17 protein-coding genes are annotated in these 18,052 nt (G+C 64.5%); 8 read left to right on the top strand and 9 right to left on the bottom strand.

The annotated features are described in order from the left end of the window. Window positions 1–67: 67 nt before the first annotated feature. Complete coding sequence (locus tag ABZF37_RS06475; protein ID WP_372718020.1) at window positions 68–1,075, bottom strand: NAD(P)-dependent alcohol dehydrogenase; 1,008 nt, start codon at window positions 1,073–1,075, stop codon at window positions 68–70. A 179-nt stretch (window positions 1,076–1,254) separates the two neighbouring features. On the opposite strand from ABZF37_RS06475, the gene ABZF37_RS06470 reads away from it, so the two are divergent. Genes ABZF37_RS06470 through ABZF37_RS06450 form a run of 5 tightly spaced genes read left to right on the top strand, consistent with a single transcriptional unit; the run spans window position 1,255 to window position 5,328 of the window. Further along, window positions 1,255–1,950 carry a lipid-binding SYLF domain-containing protein gene (locus ABZF37_RS06470; protein ID WP_372718018.1) on the top strand — a complete coding sequence of 232 codons (696 nt, stop codon included), beginning with the start codon at window positions 1,255–1,257 and terminating at the stop codon, window positions 1,948–1,950. Window positions 1,951–1,953: 3 nt separating this feature from the next. Further along, complete coding sequence (locus ABZF37_RS06465) at window positions 1,954–3,054, top strand: ABC transporter permease (RefSeq protein ID WP_372718016.1); 1,101 nt, start codon at window positions 1,954–1,956, stop codon at window positions 3,052–3,054. Continuing rightward, entirely contained in the window at window positions 3,051–3,827 is a 777-nt protein-coding gene (locus ABZF37_RS06460; RefSeq protein WP_372718014.1) for an ABC transporter ATP-binding protein, read from the top strand. The genes ABZF37_RS06465 and ABZF37_RS06460 overlap by 4 nt, the downstream gene beginning before the upstream one ends. Continuing rightward, complete coding sequence (locus ABZF37_RS06455) at window positions 3,812–4,735, top strand: MlaD family protein (RefSeq protein ID WP_372718012.1); 924 nt, start codon at window positions 3,812–3,814, stop codon at window positions 4,733–4,735. The genes ABZF37_RS06460 and ABZF37_RS06455 overlap by 16 nt, the downstream gene beginning before the upstream one ends. Continuing rightward, on the top strand, window positions 4,735–5,328 hold the full coding sequence (locus tag ABZF37_RS06450; RefSeq protein ID WP_372718010.1) for an ABC-type transport auxiliary lipoprotein family protein: 594 nt from the start codon (window positions 4,735–4,737) through the stop codon (window positions 5,326–5,328). The genes ABZF37_RS06455 and ABZF37_RS06450 overlap by 1 nt, the downstream gene beginning before the upstream one ends. Before the next feature lie 17 nt (window positions 5,329–5,345). Here ABZF37_RS06450 and mtgA read toward each other — a convergent pair whose 3' ends face one another. From mtgA to ABZF37_RS06420, 6 genes are all read right to left on the bottom strand, one after another. Further along, window positions 5,346–6,056 (bottom strand): monofunctional biosynthetic peptidoglycan transglycosylase, encoded by a 711-nt coding sequence (mtgA, locus tag ABZF37_RS06445; protein ID WP_372718008.1) that lies wholly within the window; start codon window positions 6,054–6,056, stop codon window positions 5,346–5,348. After that, a complete protein-coding gene (locus tag ABZF37_RS06440; RefSeq protein ID WP_372718006.1) occupies window positions 6,053–6,514 on the bottom strand; it encodes an isoprenylcysteine carboxylmethyltransferase family protein in 462 nt (153 codons plus the stop codon). Before ABZF37_RS06440 ends, mtgA begins: the two co-directional genes overlap by 4 nt. Beyond that, the gene (locus ABZF37_RS06435; RefSeq protein ID WP_372718004.1) at window positions 6,511–7,494 is read right to left on the bottom strand and encodes an NADPH:quinone oxidoreductase family protein; all 984 of its coding nucleotides are present in this window, start codon (window positions 7,492–7,494) and stop codon (window positions 6,511–6,513) included. Before ABZF37_RS06435 ends, ABZF37_RS06440 begins: the two co-directional genes overlap by 4 nt. A 54-nt stretch (window positions 7,495–7,548) precedes the next feature. After that, complete coding sequence (locus tag ABZF37_RS06430; protein WP_372718002.1) at window positions 7,549–10,602, bottom strand: efflux RND transporter permease subunit; 3,054 nt, start codon at window positions 10,600–10,602, stop codon at window positions 7,549–7,551. 8 nt (window positions 10,603–10,610) lie between these two features. Continuing rightward, window positions 10,611–11,681 (bottom strand): efflux RND transporter periplasmic adaptor subunit, encoded by a 1,071-nt coding sequence (locus tag ABZF37_RS06425; RefSeq protein WP_372718000.1) that lies wholly within the window; start codon window positions 11,679–11,681, stop codon window positions 10,611–10,613. Between the two features lie 70 nt (window positions 11,682–11,751). Beyond that, window positions 11,752–12,444: a queuosine precursor transporter gene (locus ABZF37_RS06420; RefSeq protein ID WP_372717998.1), complete on the bottom strand. Its 693-nt coding sequence runs from the start codon at window positions 12,442–12,444 to the stop codon at window positions 11,752–11,754. 283 nt (window positions 12,445–12,727) lie between these two features. On the opposite strand from ABZF37_RS06420, the gene lexA reads away from it, so the two are divergent. The 3 genes from lexA to ABZF37_RS06405 are packed head-to-tail and all read left to right on the top strand — an operon-like array spanning window position 12,728 to window position 15,379. Further along, a complete protein-coding gene (lexA, locus tag ABZF37_RS06415; RefSeq protein WP_372717996.1) occupies window positions 12,728–13,321 on the top strand; it encodes a transcriptional repressor LexA in 594 nt (197 codons plus the stop codon). Next, complete coding sequence (gene imuA / locus ABZF37_RS06410) at window positions 13,318–14,016, top strand: translesion DNA synthesis-associated protein ImuA (RefSeq protein ID WP_372717993.1); 699 nt, start codon at window positions 13,318–13,320, stop codon at window positions 14,014–14,016. The genes lexA and imuA overlap by 4 nt, the downstream gene beginning before the upstream one ends. After that, window positions 13,958–15,379: a DNA polymerase Y family protein gene (locus tag ABZF37_RS06405; protein WP_372717991.1), complete on the top strand. Its 1,422-nt coding sequence runs from the start codon at window positions 13,958–13,960 to the stop codon at window positions 15,377–15,379. Before imuA ends, ABZF37_RS06405 begins: the two co-directional genes overlap by 59 nt. Before the next feature lie 16 nt (window positions 15,380–15,395). Here the strand turns inward: ABZF37_RS06405 and egtD are convergent, their stop codons facing one another. Then, on the bottom strand, window positions 15,396–16,361 hold the full coding sequence (gene egtD / locus ABZF37_RS06400) for an L-histidine N(alpha)-methyltransferase (protein ID WP_372717989.1): 966 nt from the start codon (window positions 16,359–16,361) through the stop codon (window positions 15,396–15,398). Beyond that, window positions 16,358–17,656: an ergothioneine biosynthesis protein EgtB gene (egtB, locus tag ABZF37_RS06395; RefSeq protein ID WP_372717987.1), complete on the bottom strand. Its 1,299-nt coding sequence runs from the start codon at window positions 17,654–17,656 to the stop codon at window positions 16,358–16,360. The genes egtD and egtB overlap by 4 nt, the downstream gene beginning before the upstream one ends. Window positions 17,657–18,052: the final 396 nt, after the last annotated feature.

Here is an 18,052-nt window from a genome sequence, read left to right as displayed (position 1 = left end):
GAAAAAAACGGCGAAACTGAGCCTTGGCCACTATATTGAAATCGACTGCGAATTGGTATGTAGCGATTCACATCCGAACCACGATCTTACCGAAATGACGCCCTGCCGCCATATGCTCGAACGCAGCCTGGAGATCGTCGCGCTCGAAGACCTTGTCGATTGCCGGCTCAATGCGGTGTGTTGTGATCGCCCGGTTCATGGCCTCGAACATTTCTCGCGGACCGACAAACACGCCGTGCAGGCGCAAGCCCTTCATCAGCACCGGGCGCAGGTCCAGTTCGGTGGCATTGCCGCCCAGCACGCCGATAATGGTAATGGTGCCGCCCATGCGTGCGGCCTTGATCGAGCGGGCCAGCGTGCCCGCGCCACCGACTTCCACCACCTGATCCACGCCGGCCTTGTCGGTGAGCCCCAGCACCGCGGCGTCCCAGTCGGGCTGAGTGCTGTAGTTGATGCCGTGATCAGCACCCAGCGTTTTGGCCTTGGCGAGCTTCTCGTCGCTGCTGGATGTGATGATGACTTGGGCGCCCGCCGCCTTGGCAAATTGCAGGGCGAACAGCGAAACGCCGCCGGTGCCCAGTGCCAGTACGGTGTCGCCTGGCCGCACCCGGCCCTGTTCGACCACCGCATTCCAGGCGGTCACGCCGGCGCACGGCAGGGTGGCGGCCTGCTCGAAGCTCAGGTGCTCCGGAATCGGCACCAGGCCATCCTCATCCAGCGCCACTAGTTCGGCGGCCATGCCGTCACCAGGGCCGCCCAGGGTGGAGCCGCGCGCAGCGGGCGTCGGCTCACCACCCAGCCACTTTTGGGCAAAGATTGCGACAACCCGGTCACCCGGTTTGAAGCGGCGCACGCCAGCGCCGACCGCCACCACTTCGCCGGCGCCATCCGACAACGGAATCAGGGGCAACTTCTGGCGCGGGTTGTAGTGGCCTTGCACGGTCATCAGGTCACGGTAGTTCAGCGACACGGCGCGTACACGCACCAGCACCTGGCCGGGTCCGGGCTGCGGGTCCGGGCGCTCGACCGAGGTCAGTTTGGCGATGCCGAACTCGGCAATCTCGATCACCTTCATTGCAAATTCTCCTCGTAACGATCAAATGCCGGGCCAACCGGCGGCTCAGCCAGTACCGGCGATTATAGGGGTTAGCTTGCGGCCCTTCGGCAAGCCTGTGAGATCATTAGCCACCGCTCGCCGGTTTGCCCATGCAGTCAGCGGGCCGCTCCCTCCAGCTCAATGATCCGGGGTCACTGATGAATCTACGCTCGCCTAGCTTGATTGCGTTAATGCTGAGCCTGCCGTTGCTCTGGTCGCCGGTTGCCGGCGCGGGACAGGCAGAAGAGGACCGGCTGCGGACTGCGTCGGACGTATTGCACCAAATAAGTGAGATACCGGAGAACGCCATTCCGCCCGAGCTGTTGGCCGATGCCTACGGTATTGCCGTGATTCCCGGTGTCATCAAGGCCGGCTTCGTCGTCGGTGGCCGCTGGGGTAAGGGCGTGATCGCGGTGCGCCAGGATAGTGGCTGGAGCAATCCGTCCTTCATCACGCTGGCCGGTGGCAGTATCGGCTGGCAGATTGGCGCCCAGTCCACCGACATCGTGCTGGTGTTCAAGACCCGCCGTGGCGTGGAAAACCTGGCCAGCGGCAAGGTGACGCTCGGCGCCGACGCGGCAATCGCCGCGGGCCCGGTGGGGCGTCAGGCGTCGGCTGCTACTGATGCTCAAATGAAGGCCGAGATCTATTCCTACTCCCGTACCCGGGGCCTGTTTGCCGGCGTGGCACTGGAAGGCGCGGTACTGCAACCGGACGACTCGGCCAACGCCGAGGCGTACGGTGGACACGTGTCGTCATGGGATGTGTTCGAGAACCGGGTGTTCGCGACTCCGCCGCTGGCCCAGCAGTTCAAGCAAACGCTGAGCCAATACGCGCCGCCATTGCGGCGCTAGACCATGCCGGCGGCTGCCAGTCTCGTTACTGAGCTGCGCACCCGCACCCTGTCTGCACACGGCGAGTGGACGGTGTGCAAGCTGGACGCTGTCGACAGTACGCTACACGACTGGCGGCAGGTGGGCGATTGGCGACTCGATGCGGCCGATATCAATACCCTGGACACAGCCGGCGCGTGGGCTTTGTACCGGCTTGAGCAGACGGCTCGGCGCACGGGCGCCAGCATAAGCTGGGATGGCCTGACGCAGCGCCACGCGGCATTGCTTGAATTGGTCCGTGGCCGCTTGCCCAGCGAGCCGTATGCTCCGCCGCGCGTGCCGGGACCGCTTGAGCAGCTTGGTCGGATGGTCGCGGGCAAGCTCGGCGACACGTTCAGTTTCCTGGATTTCATCGGCCATCTGGCGCTGGAAGCGCTCAGCCAGTTGCGGCGGCTTCGGGTCCGGCGTCTGGTGCAGGAGATCGACGCCGCTGGTGTGCGTGCGTTGCCGATTCTGGGTCTGCTCGCGTTCCTGATGGGCGTGGTGATGACCTATCAAGCCGGCGAGCCTCTGAAGACCTTCGGCGCCAACGTGTTGGTGGTGAATCTGGTCGGCGTCACCATGCTGCGCGAGATGGGGCCCTTGCTGGCGGCGATCATCGTCGCCGGACGTACCGGCTCGGCTTATACGGCCGAGATCGGCACCATGCGCATCACCGAGGAGCTCGACGCCTTGCGCAGCATCGGCATCACGCCGATGGAGATGCTGGTACTGCCCAAGCTTTTGGCATTGCTCCTGACGATGCCGCTGCTGACGCTGTATGCGTCCACGCTGGGTATCTTCGGGGGCATGGTGGTGGCCGATGGACTGTACGACGTGGGCTACGCGGATTTTCTCAGGCGGCTGCCGAATACTTTCGCCCCGAGCACCTTCTGGGTCGGGCTGATCAAGGCGCCGGTCTTCGCGCTGATCGTCGCCTGTGTGGCCTGTCATCGCGGTTTTCAGGTCAGCCACAGCGCGGAAAGTATTGGTCGCGAGACCACCACCAGCGTGGTGCAGAGCATCTTCCTGGTGATCATTGCCGACGCGGCTTTTTCCGTCCTGTTTCAGGTCTTGGGGCTTTGAGCACAGAGGTGGCCATCGTCGCCGAAGGACTGGCGACCTTGGCAGGCCCCCGTATCTTGCACACCGACATAAGCCTCTCGGTTCAGCGTGGCGAGGTGCTGGCTGTGGTCGGGGGCAGCGGGTCCGGCAAAACGGTATTGCTTCGCACGTTAAGTCTGTTGCAGGCACCCGCCGCGGGGCGCATGGAAGTGCTCGGGTCGGACGCGATCAATCTTGACAGTGTGGCGCTGCGCGTTCTGCGTCGGCGTATCGGCATCCTGTTTCAGCACGGCGCGTTATTTACCGGCTTGAACGTGCTCGACAATATCTGCCTGCCGTTGGCCGAACACACCGGGCTGTCGGCCGGGAGTCGACGTGAGCTGGGCATGTTGCGGCTGGGCCTTGCCGGGTTGCCGGCCGACACCGCCAGCAAGTTCCCGGGTGAGCTCAGCGGCGGGATGATCAAGCGCGCCGCGTTGGCTCGGGCCCTGGCACTGGATCCGGAATTGCTGTTCCTGGACGAGCCCTCGGCCGGACTGGACCCGGTGACCTCGGCCGGTCTTGATGAGTTGCTCAAGGACCTGCGTGAACTGCTCGGACTGACGGTGGTGATGGTGACGCACGACCTGGACTCCATCGCCCGGGTCAGTGACCGGGTGGCGTTTCTTGGGCGTGGCGATTTGCTGGCGGTAGCCCCGGTAGCGCAGCTGGCAGACTCGGATCTGCCCGAAATCCGCAGTTACTTTGCCGCCGCGCCGCGCGACTATGGGGATAAGTCATGCAAGCACGGGTAGCTTACGCGGCGGTTGGTGTGTTCGTGCTGTTGTTAGGTGCGATGCTGATCGGGTTCGGCCTGTGGCTGGGATCGGGGCGCGAGGCGGGTGAGTTTCGGCAGTATTACGCCTATACCGAGGAATCGGTGGCGGCACTCAACCTGTCGTCGGGCGTCACCTACCGGGGTGTGGACGCGGGACGGGTGGCGGCGATCGAACTCGACCCCGAGGACTCCACCCGCGTGCGTTTGACGTTCAACATTCGAGTCGACGTACCGGTGAAGACCGATACCGTTGCAACCATCGCCATGCAGGGTCTGACCGGCCTGGGCTCGGTCGAACTGGCCGGCGGCAGCCGCGAGTCAGCGCTGCTGGTGTCGACGCCGGGCAGTGCCTACCCGGTGATCGAGATGGCACCATCGTTACTGAATCGGCTCGACACCGCGGCGCGTGTGGCCATGACCACGCTGGATCAGGTCAGTCGGCGCCTGCTGGTGATCCTGAACGACGAGAATGCCCGCGCCATCGGCTCGATCCTGGCCAACGCCGACCAGGTTACCGGCGCGCTGGCCGAACAGCGCGCACGACTTGATCGTACTCTGGCGGACCTTGAGCGGATCGCGGCCGCCGGGGCGCAGGCGAGCGAAACGCTACCGCAGTTGGCGCCGCGGCTGGAGCGCGTGTTCAGCCAGACGGAGCGCTTGTTGGAAACACTGCGCAGCACCGGTGATCGGGTGGGGGCCGTTGCCAGCGATAGCCAGCAGCAACTCGATTACACCGGCGGCGTACTGCTGCCGCAGGTCGAGCGCCTGGTTATTGACCTGAGTCGGGCGACCGACAGCATCGAAGAACTGGGCCAGCGGCTGAATGCCAGTCCGCAAATGTTGCTGGTTGGCCCGCCGGTACGCGAAGCGGGTCCGGGGGAGTAATGCAACGTCTCGTTATGTTCGTGCTGACCATGCTGCTGGCGGGCTGTAGCCTGCCGTTATCGCCTCCGCCGGCCGATGTCACACACACATTGACGCTCGCGCCTGACACACCGGTTCCCACTGCCAGGTTGCCAGGAGTGAGCCTGCAGGTGGCCGCCCCGGGCGCCGCGCCCGGCTATGCCACGTCTGCCATGGCCTACCGGAAGTCGCCTCACGAACTGCTGTACTACGCGCGCCATCGCTGGGTCGATCGACCGGCGCGCTTTATCGGCCAGGCACTGGAGGATGGCCTGTCTGCGGCCGGTGTCTCGGTGCTGGCCGAGGGTGCCGGCGCGCGGCCCGATTACCGGCTACTGAGCGAGCTTCTGCAACTTGACCAGGATTTCACTCAACGTCCCAGCCAAGTGCGCCTGGCGGTGCGCCTGCAATTGGTGGACGTACGCCAGGCGCGCGTGCTGGGCAGCCACACTGTGCGATTGGAGCAATCGACCGCCAGCGACGACCCGGTGGGGGGAGTGGTTGCCGCAAATGCGCTGTTGGCAAAGCTGGTGGCGGAGGCGGTGTCGTTCTGTGTCCGTCTGACGGCCGAGTGACCAGGCTCATCGGCAGCCTACAGGCCCTCCAGATGCTCCGGCCCAAGGCGCTGCATCTGGTTCATTACCCAGCGCTGGCGCCCGCGCAGATAAGACGACGCGGCATCCACCCTGAGTACCGAAGGCGATGGTAGCGCTGCCGCCAGCAGCGCCGCTTCCTGTTGACTGAGTGCAGCTGCTGGTTTGTCGAAATACGTACGCGCTGCTGCCTCCACGCCAAATACACTGCCGCCGAATTGGGCGACGTTCAGATACACCTCCAGAATCCGTCGTTTTGGCCACAGCAATTCCATCAGGCCAGTGAAGTAAACCTCAATGCCCTTGCGCAGCCAGCTTTGGCCGCGCCACAGGAACAGGTTCTTGGCCGTCTGCTGGGTGATGGTGCTGCCCCCGCGCGGCCGATCGCGGTAACGGTTGTCGCGAATTGCCTGTTCGATACCAATCAGATCAATGCCCCAATGTTCCCGAAATCGCTGGTCCTCGGCCGCCACGACTGCCAGGGCCATGGTCGGTGCGATCTTCTCGTAGTCGACCCAGTGGTAGGGATAGGGATAAAAACCGTAGCCGGCTCGCAGCGCCGCGACGCGGTTTTGCAAGATGAACGACGTAGTCGGCGGCGGGAACCAGCGCAGTGCCAACACGGCCCCAACTGTCAGCACCAGCCAGGCAAGGACGGTGTACCGCAGACCGCGTCGCAGGCCGCGCGCGACCCGTCGCAGACCCTTCACAGCCAGCGTCGCACCCGCGCGCAATAGTCGATGTACTCCTGACCAAAACGGTCGTGCAGGTGTTCTTCCTCGCGTTCGATCACGAACCGCTGCAGCAGCGGCAACACCCACAGCAACATCACAAGGACCCAGGTGCTGCTGGCCAGAAAACCGATTCCGAGTTGCAGCGCGGTCAAGCTGACATAGATCGGATTGCGGCTGAAACGAAATGGCCCGCTGCTGACCAGGCTGCTGGCTCCCTTGTGCGGGTTGAGGGTGGTCTGGTGGCGGCGCAGCTCCCGCAGGCACAGCGCAAACAAGCCTGCCGCCAGGGCGACCACCATGAGGCCGACCCAGAATCGCAGCGCGCCTCCCGGTAGCGGCCAGGGCAGCGGCCGTTCCAGCCACAGTCCAAGACCGATGGCGACCGCATAGAGGATAGGGGGTGGCAACGCCACCCGCGGCTTTTCGGCGCTCATGAATCAACTCCTGGTAGCAGCAGCACCTTGCCGGTGGTCCGGCGAGCGCCCAGGTCGACAATTGCCTGGGGGGCTTCGCTCAGCGGCCGGCGCTCGGACACCAGTGGCGAGATAGCACCCTGTTGCCACAGTTCGAACAGGGCCGCCATCTGTGTCGCCGCAGCCGGCCGGTTGCGCCGCCGCCAGGCGCCCCAGACCACGCCCAGTGCCGATAAATCTTTCAGCAACAGGCGATTGGCGGGAATTTCCGGAATTGCGCCGGCGGCGAAACCGACGATCAACAGCCGTCCGCCGAATGCCAGCAAGCGTAGCGCCTGTGCGGTGTAATCGCCGCCGACCGGATCAAGGACGGCATCCACGCCACGCCCGTCGGTGATGGCTTTGACTTGGTCTACCCAGCTGGGGTCGCCGTAATCAAAAGCCTGTGTGGCACCGTGTTCAATGCACAGCGTGCATTTGTTCGTGCCTCCGGCGGCGGCCAGCACGCGCAGACCCAGCGCCCGGCCAAGCTGCACGGTGGCGAGTCCGACTCCGCCAGCTGCGGCCAGCACCAGCAATGTCTCGTCGTTGCGCAGACGACCGCGCTCGACCAGCGCGTGGTGCGCGGTGCCGTAGACCACCGGCAGCGCAGCGGCGCTGACCAGATCGACGCCGTCGGGGACCGGCGACAGGTCCGCCCCGTCGACACAGGCGAATTGCGCAAACGCGCCATAAGGCACCAGACCGCAGACCCGGGTGCCGACCGCAAGACTGGCGCCAGCGCCGACCGCATCCACGGTGCCGGACAGTTCACAACCCGGCGTGAACGGCAGCGGCGGGCGGTCCTGGTAGCGCCCGCCAATCATCAGCGTGTCCAGGAAATTAAGCGCGGCGGCGGCCACTCGCACGCGTACCTGGCCGGGGCCGGGCTCGGGCACAGGCAAATCGGCCCACTGCATTTGGTCGGGCGTGCACCAGTCGTGCACCTGCCAGGCTTTCATCGCGATTAGCTCCTTGCGGTGAGATTGGTCCAGGGGCGCTTTGTTGCGCCCAGGTCAGCTGGGCGGTTTCAGCCTGAAACCGGCCGCATACAGCGCCGGCACAAACAATACAGTGAGTATCGTCGCCGCCAGCAATCCGCCCATCATGGCATAGGCCATCGGCCCCCAGAAAGGATCGGTCAGCAGCGGAATGAACGCCAGGATGGCGGCGGCCGCAGTCACGACGATCGGCCGAAAGCGCCGGACGGTGGACTCGATGACCGCCTCGTAGCGACTGATTCCGGCCGCCACGTCCTGGCGAATCTGGTCGACCAGGATCACGGTATTGCGCATGGTGATGCCGGCCAGCGCTAGCACGCCAAGTCGCGCCACCAGCCCAAGTGGCAAATCAGTGGCGTACAGCGTAAACAACACCCCGATTATGCCCAGCGGAGCGGACGCCAGGACAAGCAGGGTCAGGCCAAGATGCTGCAGCTGCACCATCAGCAAGGTGATGATGACGACCGCAATAATGGGCATGACTGCCGCGATGGCCATGTCCGCCTCCGTGTTCATCTCGCCGGTGCCGCCCACTTCCACGTGATAACCGAGCGGCAGTTGGGTACGTATTGCATCCAGTTTGCGACTGAGCAGCGCGTCCACCGCCAGGGGCTGGACCTGCCACGGTAGGTCGGCGCGCACGGTAATCGTCGGTACCCGGTTGTAACGGCGCACGACGCCTTCCTCGACTCCAAGATCAAGCCGCGCCAACTGGCCGAGCGGCAGCGTGCTCCCGTCGGCCACCGGCACCGGTACAGAGGATAAATAGCTGAGTCGCGTTCGCTCGTCGTCGGTAAGACGCAGCACCACTTCGACCGTTTCGTCGCCGTCGCGCAGCTCGGTTACCGCCCGGCCCGACAGCAGCATGTCCAGAGATTCTCCCAGTCGTCGCGCGGACAGGCCAAGCGCCGCCAGCCGGGGATGATCCAGGTCGACCTCTATCGTGCTTATAGGGCCACGCCAGTCGTAATGCACGCCCGTCGCCTGCGGGTAGGTTTCGATCGCCGCGCGAACATCGGACGCAATCTCTCGCAGTTTTTGGCGGTCCGGCCCGCTGACGCGGTATTCGAGCGAAGCCGGCACCGGAAAGCCGAACGGAAAAACATTGACGCGCGTGCGGGCCTGCGGCAGGTCCTGTGCAATGCGCGTCGTCAGGTTTTCCCGCAGCCGGTCCCGCGTTGCACCGTCGGTGGCCAGAATGTAGGTCTTGACCACGTTGTGGGCTGGCGGCTCGATCCACAGGTCGGTAAACATGCGTGGGGTGTCAAATCCGATGTAGCTCACCCACCGCTGCACGCCGGGTTCCGCCGCCAGCATCTTGTCCAGGGCCTTGGCCACCGATTCGTTGGCAGTGAACGACGCTCCTTCCGGCAGCCAGGTTTCAACGATCAGGTCAGGTCGGTCGGTGAGTGGGAAGAACTGTTTCTCGACCTGGCGCCCGGCCAGCAGCGACAGCGCGGCAAGGCCGGCTACGGCGGCCAGCAACCACCACCGATGGTCCACGCAGCCGCGTACCAGGCTGCGCAGGCGATGATAGAACGGCGTGTCGTAGAGCCCCTCCGGGTGGCGGTCGGGCTTGGTGGGTAGCATGCGATACGCCAGATACGGCGTGAACAGCACCGATACCAGCCAGGAAGCCAGCAGGGCGGTCGTGATGACTCCATACAGGCCGAACATGAATTCGCGCATGCCGCTTTCCGCGATGGCGATTGGCATGAAGCCCGCCACCGTGATCAAAGTGCCAGTCAGCATCGGCAGGGACGTGCTGGTATACGCCGCACTGGCGGCGTGAAAGCGGTCAAGGCCCTGGCGCATCTTCACCAGCATCATCTCGACAATGATGATCGCGTCATCGACCAACAGCCCCAGGGAGATGATCAGCGCCCCCAACGAGATACGCTGCAAATCGATGTCGAGTAGCTTCATGGTGGCGAAGGTGGCGCCCAGCACCAGCGGAAACGCAGTTGCCACCACCAGTCCGCAACGAAACCCGAGCGTGAAATAGCTCACCAGAAGCACGATTCCGATGGCAAGACCCAGCTTGATCAGGAACTTGTTCAGCGAGTGCGCGACGACCGCCGGTTCGTCGGCCACCAGCGTGGTGTGCAGGCCCAGGGGCAGACCGGCCTGAAGACGCTCCATCAGTAGCACCACCTCGTGGCGAAGGTCGGTCACGCTGTGGCCATCGGCCATGGAGATGGCCAGTCCAACAGCCGGATGTCCATTGACCCGCATGCGCAGTTCCGGCGGATCCTGGTAGCCGCGTTTCACGTCGGCAATTTCGCCCAGCGGCAGCAGGCGGCCGTCGGCGGCGGTGACCGTGACCTTGCCGATGTCGTCGACGGATGCGAACTGCCCGCCCAGGCGCAAGCGGGTGCGCCCATCCGGGTTTTCGACCATGCCGGCCGGCTGCATGGCGTTCTGACCGGCGATGGCATCGATCAGCGCCAGCGGGCTTACGCGCAGATTGGCCAGGCGTGCGGTCGAGAACTCCACATACGCCCGCTGCGGCTGGGCGGCGGTGAGTACCACCTTCTCGACAATATCCAGTCGCAGCAGCTCATCGCGCAGCCAGTCGGCTCGATCCTTGAGTTCAGCGTAGCTGAACTCGTCGCCCCATACGCCGTATATCAACGGGTGCACGTCGCCGAATTCGTCGTCGAAATATGGCCCGCGCACGCCCGGCGGCAGGCTGGCCTGGATGTCACTGACCTTCTTGCGGACCTGATACCAGATCTGCGGCACCACCGGCGCCGGGTCGGCCAGGCTGGTGCTGAGGTTCACCCATATCCAGGCTTCGCCAGGCTTGGATGTGCTCGACACATTATCCAGCCAGGGTGTTTCCTGCAGTTTGCGTTCGATCTTGTCGACCACCTGCTGCTCGATCTGCCCGGCGCTGGCCCCAGGCCAGTACACGCGCAGCAGCATGGTGCGCACCGTGTAATTGGGCATGTCGGTCTGCCCCAGGCTGAAAAAGGCCACCGTGCCAGCGAGCAATACCAGGCCAATCAGGTATGCCGTCAGGACAGGGCGCCGCAGGCCCCACTCGGCCAGGTTATAGCGGGACATGGCGCCGCTCAGGGCAGGCTGACGGGCTGGCCATCGCGCAAATCGTGCACGCCGGCCGTAACCACCCAGTCCCCGGTTTTGAGGCCGCCGGCAATGGTCGACTCATCTCCGTGTACTGGGCCGAGTGTGACGGGTCTCAGGCTCACCGTGCTGGTGGTGGGCTGTATTACCCAGACGGCCGGCTGGCCGTCGTCGCGTTTAAGTATGGCGCTGGTCGGTACTGCCATTACCGGCGGTCCGGCCAAAAAGCTGACCTCGGCGCTCATGCCAAGCGCGGGCGTGGCGCCGTTGGCCATGGGGAGCGTGGCCCGCACGCGATAGGTCCGGCTATCGGCCGCTGCCTGGGGCGCCACTTCCCGCACCTGGGCCTCAATGGGCTGATCGGGCTGACTCCACACAGTGACGGTGACGGTCTTTGGCAATGCCTTCAGGCGCTGCTCGGGCAAATCGAACACCGCTTCGAGTTCATCGGTACGTGCCAGGCGGAAGGCCGCCTGGCCAGCGCCCACCACTTGCCCCACTTCCAGCATCTGGCCGGTGACGACGCCGGCTGTGGGGGCCCTTAGCGTCGTATGGGCCAGTTCCCGGCGCGTCAGCCCAAGCTGCGCGGTGAGTTCCTGCACTTGTGCCGCGGAGGCCTGGTCTCGATAGGCAGCGCGGTCATACTCGGCCTGAGTCACGAAGCCCTTGATACGCAACCCGCCCAGTCGGCGCAGGCTTGTGGCAGCGTCGCTGTGCTCGGCCTTGGCGGCGGTCAAGCGCGCGCTGAACGCTCGTTCGCGCAGTCGAAAATCGGTCGCGTCGAGCTGGGCCAGGACCGTACCGGCAGCGATCCGGTCACCGACCTCCGCAGCCCGGCCGGTGACCCGGCCGGCGACCTCGAACGCCAGTGTTGCCTCGTGTCTTGCCTCGATACGCGCAGCATAGTCGTGACGGGCCAGAAGCTCGGCCGTAGCTGGGACCTGGACGGCGCGAACCGGGCGGGGTGGGCTGGGGGGCGACTCTTGGGGGGCGCAAGCAGCCAGCAGCAGGCAGGCGGTGAGGGCAGTCTCGTTCCATGAAACCGATTTGCGGGCCAACAAAAAATGCCTTATCGATGTGGGTGGGCGCAGGGCGGGGCATGGTAGCACTCAGCCTGAACAGGAGTGCTCATACCTTCAGCGTGAACGGATTGAAGTCTGTTTTGTCGTCGAAATAGTCTTCCTGCTCGGCACGCTTCAGCGCATTGACCACCCGGTAGGTAACCGGCGTCGCCAACACTTCCCAGCCCACCTTGATGCAGTAATTGGCGACCATCACGCTCAGCAACAGGTGGTTGTCCCACACGCCATAGAAGGCCAGCGGATAGAACACCAGCGTATCGGCGACTTCGCCGACCACGGTGGAGCCGATGGTGCGACTCCACAGCCAGCGACCGCGAGTCAGCACCTTCATGCGCGCCAGGGTGAATGAGTTCACGAACTCGCCACACCAGTAGCCGAGCAGCGAGGCCAAGGCAATGCGCCAGGTGGAGCCAAACGCTGCCTCGATCACCGCCTGCCCGGTCCAGCCAGGCGCAGGGGGCAGGTGTACCACCACCGCACTCATCAGCGCGGCAAAGGCCAGGCCCGCGAATCCGGCCCACACCACGCGCCGCGAGCGCGCGTAGCCGTACACTTCTGTCAGGATGTCGCCGAACAGATAGCTCAACGGAAAAAACAGGTTGCCGGCACTGAAGCTGAAGCCGCCAACCGTGGTGACTTTGCTCACGCCGATCAGGTTGGCGCACAGCAGTACCGTCACGAAGGCGGCCATCACCAGGTCGTAGTAGCGGTAATTGCGCCGCGGCGGGTTCGAGGACATGCTTGAAGCCTGGGCTGGGTGTGTTCGCGTTTCCCTGATTTACGGCCGCCCGGATGCTAGCACGCAGCAGGCCGGTAGCCGGTTTGGCTGCCTACCGGATAACACGCGCTCCCGGGAAATCGGGGCCGGCTTTCATGTTTGGCGATCGGCTTGTGGGGCGGGCCGGTGCGGGGGCCAGCCATGCCGGAATTGGACCTTTGGTCGACTCTGACGACGCGCTTGTGCAAAGATTCATTAGCGTTATCTAATGCATAGCCAAATCGTCACCAGTAGGGTTTTCGACATGAAACTGACTTTGCGCCAAAAACAGGTTTTTGATTTCATCTGTTCCGCGGTGGACGACGCGGGTTTGCCGCCGACGCGGGCGGAAATCGCGCGTCAGTTCGAATTCCGTTCCATCAACGCTGCCGAGCAGCACCTGCGGGCGCTGGCGCGCAAGGGTGCCATTGACCTGATGGCGGGTACCTCGCGTGGCATTCGTATCAATCGGCCGGCGGGTTTGCCGGTAGTCGGGAAGGTGGCGGCCGGCAGCCCACTGCTCGCAGAAGAGCACCTGCAGGGTTACCGCCCGGTCAACGCTGCTCTGTTCAGCCCCAAGGCCGATTATCTGCTCCGGGTCAGTGGCCTTAGCATGCGCGATGCCGGCATTCTCGATGGCGACTTGCTGGCGGTGCACCAGACTCCGAAGGCCCACAACGGCGACCTGGTCGTGGCGCGCATTGATGGCGAAGTCACCGTCAAACGTTTCCAGCGCAAAGGCAACAAGGTCACGCTGTTGCCTGCCAATCCGGACTTCGCGCCGATCGAGGTTGATCCACGGCGTCAGGATTTTGTGATTGAGGGTCTGGGCGTGGGTGTTATTCGCAACCTGGGATGAACAGCGTCCAGCCGGAGGACCGCGGCGCGGCGCAGTGCCGGTCGCTGGATCGCCTGCTTGACGATGCACGCCTGTGGCGCGGGTCGTCCCCGGTTTCGGTGGCGTCCCGCCTGCCCGCGGCCACACCGCAACTTGAGGCCGCGCTAGGTGGTGGCTGGCCGTGCGGAGTGGTGTGTGAACTGGCCCTCAGCGAGCCTGGGTGCGGCGAGCTGACGCTGCTGCTGCCGGTGCTGCGGGAGGTCCACGGACCGACGGCATGGATTGCCCCGCCCCATGTGCCGCATCCGTCAGCGCTGGCCGCGGCCGGGGTGGCGATCAGGGACACACTGTTGATCGAGCCGGCCACGCCGGCGCAGGCACAGTGGGCGGCTGAGCAACTCCTGCGCAGCGGTGTCTATGGCGCGGTACTGTTGTGGCTGCCAACGGTTAGCCCGCGTGCCGTGCGGCGCCTGCAACTGGCCGCTCAGGGCAGCGCGGCGTTCGTGGCCCTGCTAGTGCCAGACGCGGGCAGTCCATTGACGTCGCCGGCGGCGCTGCGCATGGCGCTGACCGCGGGTGCGCACGGTGTGAGGGTGACCGTGCGCAAACGTCGTGGCGGCCGACCGTCGCCGCCTTTTATGGTGGAGTATCGCGCCGGTGTTATGGCTGGCCCTGCATTTGCCGATGCTGGCGCTGGAGGCATTGCCGCCAACTAGCGACGCTGGTCCGCGGGCGGTTTCGTCTGGCGGCCGCCGTGGCTGCTTGCAGGTGGTTGATGACGCGGCCGCAAGCGTCGGTATTCGGTCCGGTATGGGCGTTAGCGAGGCGCTGGCGCTGTGTTCCGACCTGCAAGTCCTGGCTCGGCAACCACGCGTTGAGGCGGCAGCGCGCGAGGCCGTATTGCTGTGGGCCGGCCAGTTCACCTCGCAGTGCACCGCACTTTCCGACGACTGCCTGTTGCTTGAAATCGGTGCCAGCCTGACTCTGTTCGGTGGCCTTTCGGCTGTGCTCCGTCAGGTGACCACCGGACTGGCCACGCTGGGCCATCGGGTTCATCTGGCGGCCGCGCCGACGCCGGATGCAGCGGCGCTGCTGGCGCGTCATCGGCCCGGCTCGCAGGTGTTGAAGCTGGCGGATTTGCCAAAAGTACTGGCGCCGCTACCGCTGGAGTGCCTTGATATCGAGGTGCAAGTCAGCGAGCGCCTGCTCGGTTTTGGGCTTCGCACCATCGGCGAGTGTCGGCGGTTGCCGCCACCGGCGCTGGGTCGCCGTGCCGGCCCGCAGTTTCTGGCGCACCTTGGGCGACTGTTTGGCAGCCTGTCCCGGCCACTCGCGATGTTTGTTCCGCCAGAACAGTTCAATCGGGAAGTGGCACTGGAGGCACCAGTCACGGACAGCGCCGGACTGCGTCCGCCGCTGCGAAGACTGCTGTTGGAGCTGCAAGGTTTTCTGCGAATGCGCCAGGCCGGTATTCAGGTCGCGCGACTGGACCTACTGTCTGGCGAAGACTGTCATCCACTGTGGCTGCGCCTTGCCGGAGCCAGCCGCGAGGCGTCGCGGCTGGAAAACTTATTCGACGAGCACTTGCAGCGCTGGGCCCTGCCGGCGCCAGTGAAGGCGTTGCGCTTGGTCGGCGAAGTTCTGATCGACGATGCCGGGCCTGTCCGCGATCTGTTTGATGCCGTCGTCGGCGAACCACAGGCACAGTTGCTGGATCGGCTGCGGGCCAGACTGGGTGACGATGCCGTGCACGGTATTACGGCCACCGCCGATCACCGACCGGGGCTCGACTGGGCGTACTGCGTGCCGGGTGAGGAATTTGCAGGGACGATCACGGCGCTGCGCCCGGCCTGGCTGCTGCGCGAGCCGCAGCGCTTGCGCGCGGTCGCGGGCCAACCCAGCCTCGACGGCAGGTTGACCCTGCTCGGCGGGCCGGAGCGCATCGAAGGCGGCTGGTGGGACGGCAGTGACGTGGCTCGTGATTACTACATCGCCAGCCAGCGCAGCGGCCGCCGGCTATGGATTTACCGCGAGCGGCGCGCGCGTGGCGGCTGGTACCTGCATGGCCTGTTTGCGTGAAGTCTGCTGTCCCAGGTCAGGGGCGTTGCAGGGACACCACGCTGAACAGGTCGGCGTCGTCGCTCCAGGTTTTCAGCAGCCGGAATCCGGCCTGAGTGGCCAGGTGTTGGAACTCGTCCAGGTCGTACTTGTGCGAGTTTTCCGTGTGGATGGTTTCGCCCAATGCAAAACTGAATGCCTGTCCGGCGACATGGACGGTCTGAGCGCGCAGGCTTTCCATGTGCATTTCGACGCGCCCTGCGGCGGCGTTGTAAAACGCCTTGTGGGCGAAGCCGGTGAGGTCGAAATCGGCGCCTAGCTCCCGATTGCAGCGCGCCAGCAGGTTCAGGTTGAAGGCAGCGGTGACGCCGGCGGCGTCATCGTAGGCAGCTTGCAGGATCGCCGGATCCTTTTTGCGATCCACACCTACCACCAGGCCATCGCCAGGTGCCAGTGTCTGCGCGATGTTCTTCAGAAAACGCAGCGCTTCCAGGGGCGTGAAATTGCCAATGCTCGAACCGGGGAAAAACGCCAGCTTGCGCTGTCCCCCGCGGTCCACCCGCGGCAGGCGCAGCGGCCGTGTGTAGTCGGCGCACACCGCCATGAGGTGCAGCTGCGGGTAGTCGCGCGACAAGGTGTGGCAAGCCGCCAGCATGTGTTCGCGAGAGATGTCTATCGGCATGTACACCGCCGGTGCAAGCGCATCCAGCAGCAGCCGGGTCTTGATGCTGCTGCCACTGCCGTACTCGATCAGCACGCCGCCATAGCCGGCAAGCTCGGCGATCTGTGCAGCTGCCCTGCGCAGGATGTCGACCTCGGTACGGGTGGGGTAGTACTCGGGCAGTTCGCAGATCTCATCGAACAATGCCGAACCGGCGGCGTCGTAGAAGAACTTGCATGGCAGGCTTTTGTGCGGTCGGGCCAGGCCCTCCAGCACGGCGGCGCGAAAGTCCTGTTGCTCGGGGGCCAGATCATGCAGGCGTAGTCTTGCGAGGTTGTTCATGTGTCCTCCGCCAGGCGCACGCCGCTGTAGGCCCAGCGTGCATCAGGGGGGTAGAAGTTGCGGTAGGTGCTGCGGATGTGACCGGCTGGTGTCACGCAGGCGCCGCCGCGCAGCACCATCTGCCCGGACATGAATTTGCCGTTGTATTCGCCGACCGCGCCAACCGCCGGTCGAAAGCGCGGGTAGGGCACATAGGGACTGGCCGTCCATTCCCACAAATCGCCGAACATTTGCTTCAGGCCCAACTGGCTGCCAGCCGGTAAGGGTTCGAGCAGGTCGCGGTCGAGAAAATTGCTGCCCGCCGGGCTTTCTGAAACCTGGCTCGCGGCGGTTTCCCACTCGAACTCCGTAGGCAGCCGCCGGCCTGCGAAACGCGCATAGGCGTCTGCCTCGTAATAGCTCAAATGACTTACCGGCGCCGCGGGGTCGAACGGCCGTAGCCCACTCGCAGCGAATACCTGCCAGGCGTCCTCGCCGCGCTCCCAGTACAGCGGCGCGGTCCAGCCGCGTGCCTGCACCACCGTCCAGCCGTCCGACAGCCACAGTGCGGGCGTCTGATAGCCACCGGCGTCCAGGAACTCGAGATACTCGCCGCAGGTCACCAGCCGATCTGCGAGTCGAAAGGGCGTCAAATACGCGCGATGCGCGGGTTGCTCGTTATCGAAGGCGAAGTCGGCCCGGCAATGACCGATGTCGACCAGCCCGCCAGCGAAGGACAGAAACTTGACCGGCCGCGCAAGGCCGGCTGGGGGGTGACTCAGATCCTCCCGGTAGGCAGGGCGCAGTGGGTTGCTGTGGAAGTTGTGCTTGATGTCCATCAGCAGCAGTTCCTGGTGCTGCTGTTCGTGGTTCAGGCCAAGCGTCAACAACGGTTCGATATGGGCCCATGTGCGGTCGTCCAGGGCACCGAGCAGCGTCAGCAGATGATGGTCGACATGAGTCCGGTAAGCCAACACCTCATCGCTGCTCGGGCGAGCCAGCAGGCCGCGTTGCGAGCGGGTATGAAACGGACCGAGCTGGTTGTAGTAGGAATTGAACAAATAGCCGAAGCGGGGATGAAACGGCTGGTAACCCGGCAGATTCGGACCGAGGATAAAGGTCTCGAAGAACCATGCAGTGTGGGCTAGGTGCCACTTGGGCGGGCTCACGTCGGGCATGGACTGGATCACCATGTCCTCTGCGGTGAGTGGGGCGCACAAAGCCTCCGTAAGGCTGCGTACGGCAACGTAGCGATCCATCAACCCGCCGGAATCCGGACGCGCCGTGGAGGCGCGATTATGGACAGCATTCGCCATATGTTGTTTGCTCCCTCATCCAGCCGTTCTTATGGCCATTGGTGGCATTCGGCGTTGATGTTAGTATCCTGAAACCTGCTTCCAGCGCAACTTGCGCGGTTATGTCATGCAGATACGCGGCGCCGGCCAGGCATGCAGTCCGCCGCAGGTAACCAACTTCTCAGAAGTCCCGGTACGGAAGCCGGCGCGACGCCGGTACGGCGGGGACCGTCGACCTCGACGTTCGCCGCAGTAGGTCGTCAGTGCCAGGGCCTATGACATCGTGGCGTCACGATGTCCGACTATATCAACGCAGGGGATGGAGACGATGAAGCCGAATGAGTTGACCTCGCCTGATATTGACCGGTTGGTCGTTGACCTGGCCGATCAGGGCGAATTTCACGTCCACCGCGACGT

The sequence above is a fragment of the Immundisolibacter sp. genome (assembly GCF_041601295.1).
Classification (GTDB): Bacteria; Pseudomonadota; Gammaproteobacteria; order Immundisolibacterales; family Immundisolibacteraceae; genus Immundisolibacter.
The sequence above is the reverse complement of the archived record's forward strand: the minus strand, read 5'-3'. Positions and strand labels throughout refer to the sequence as shown.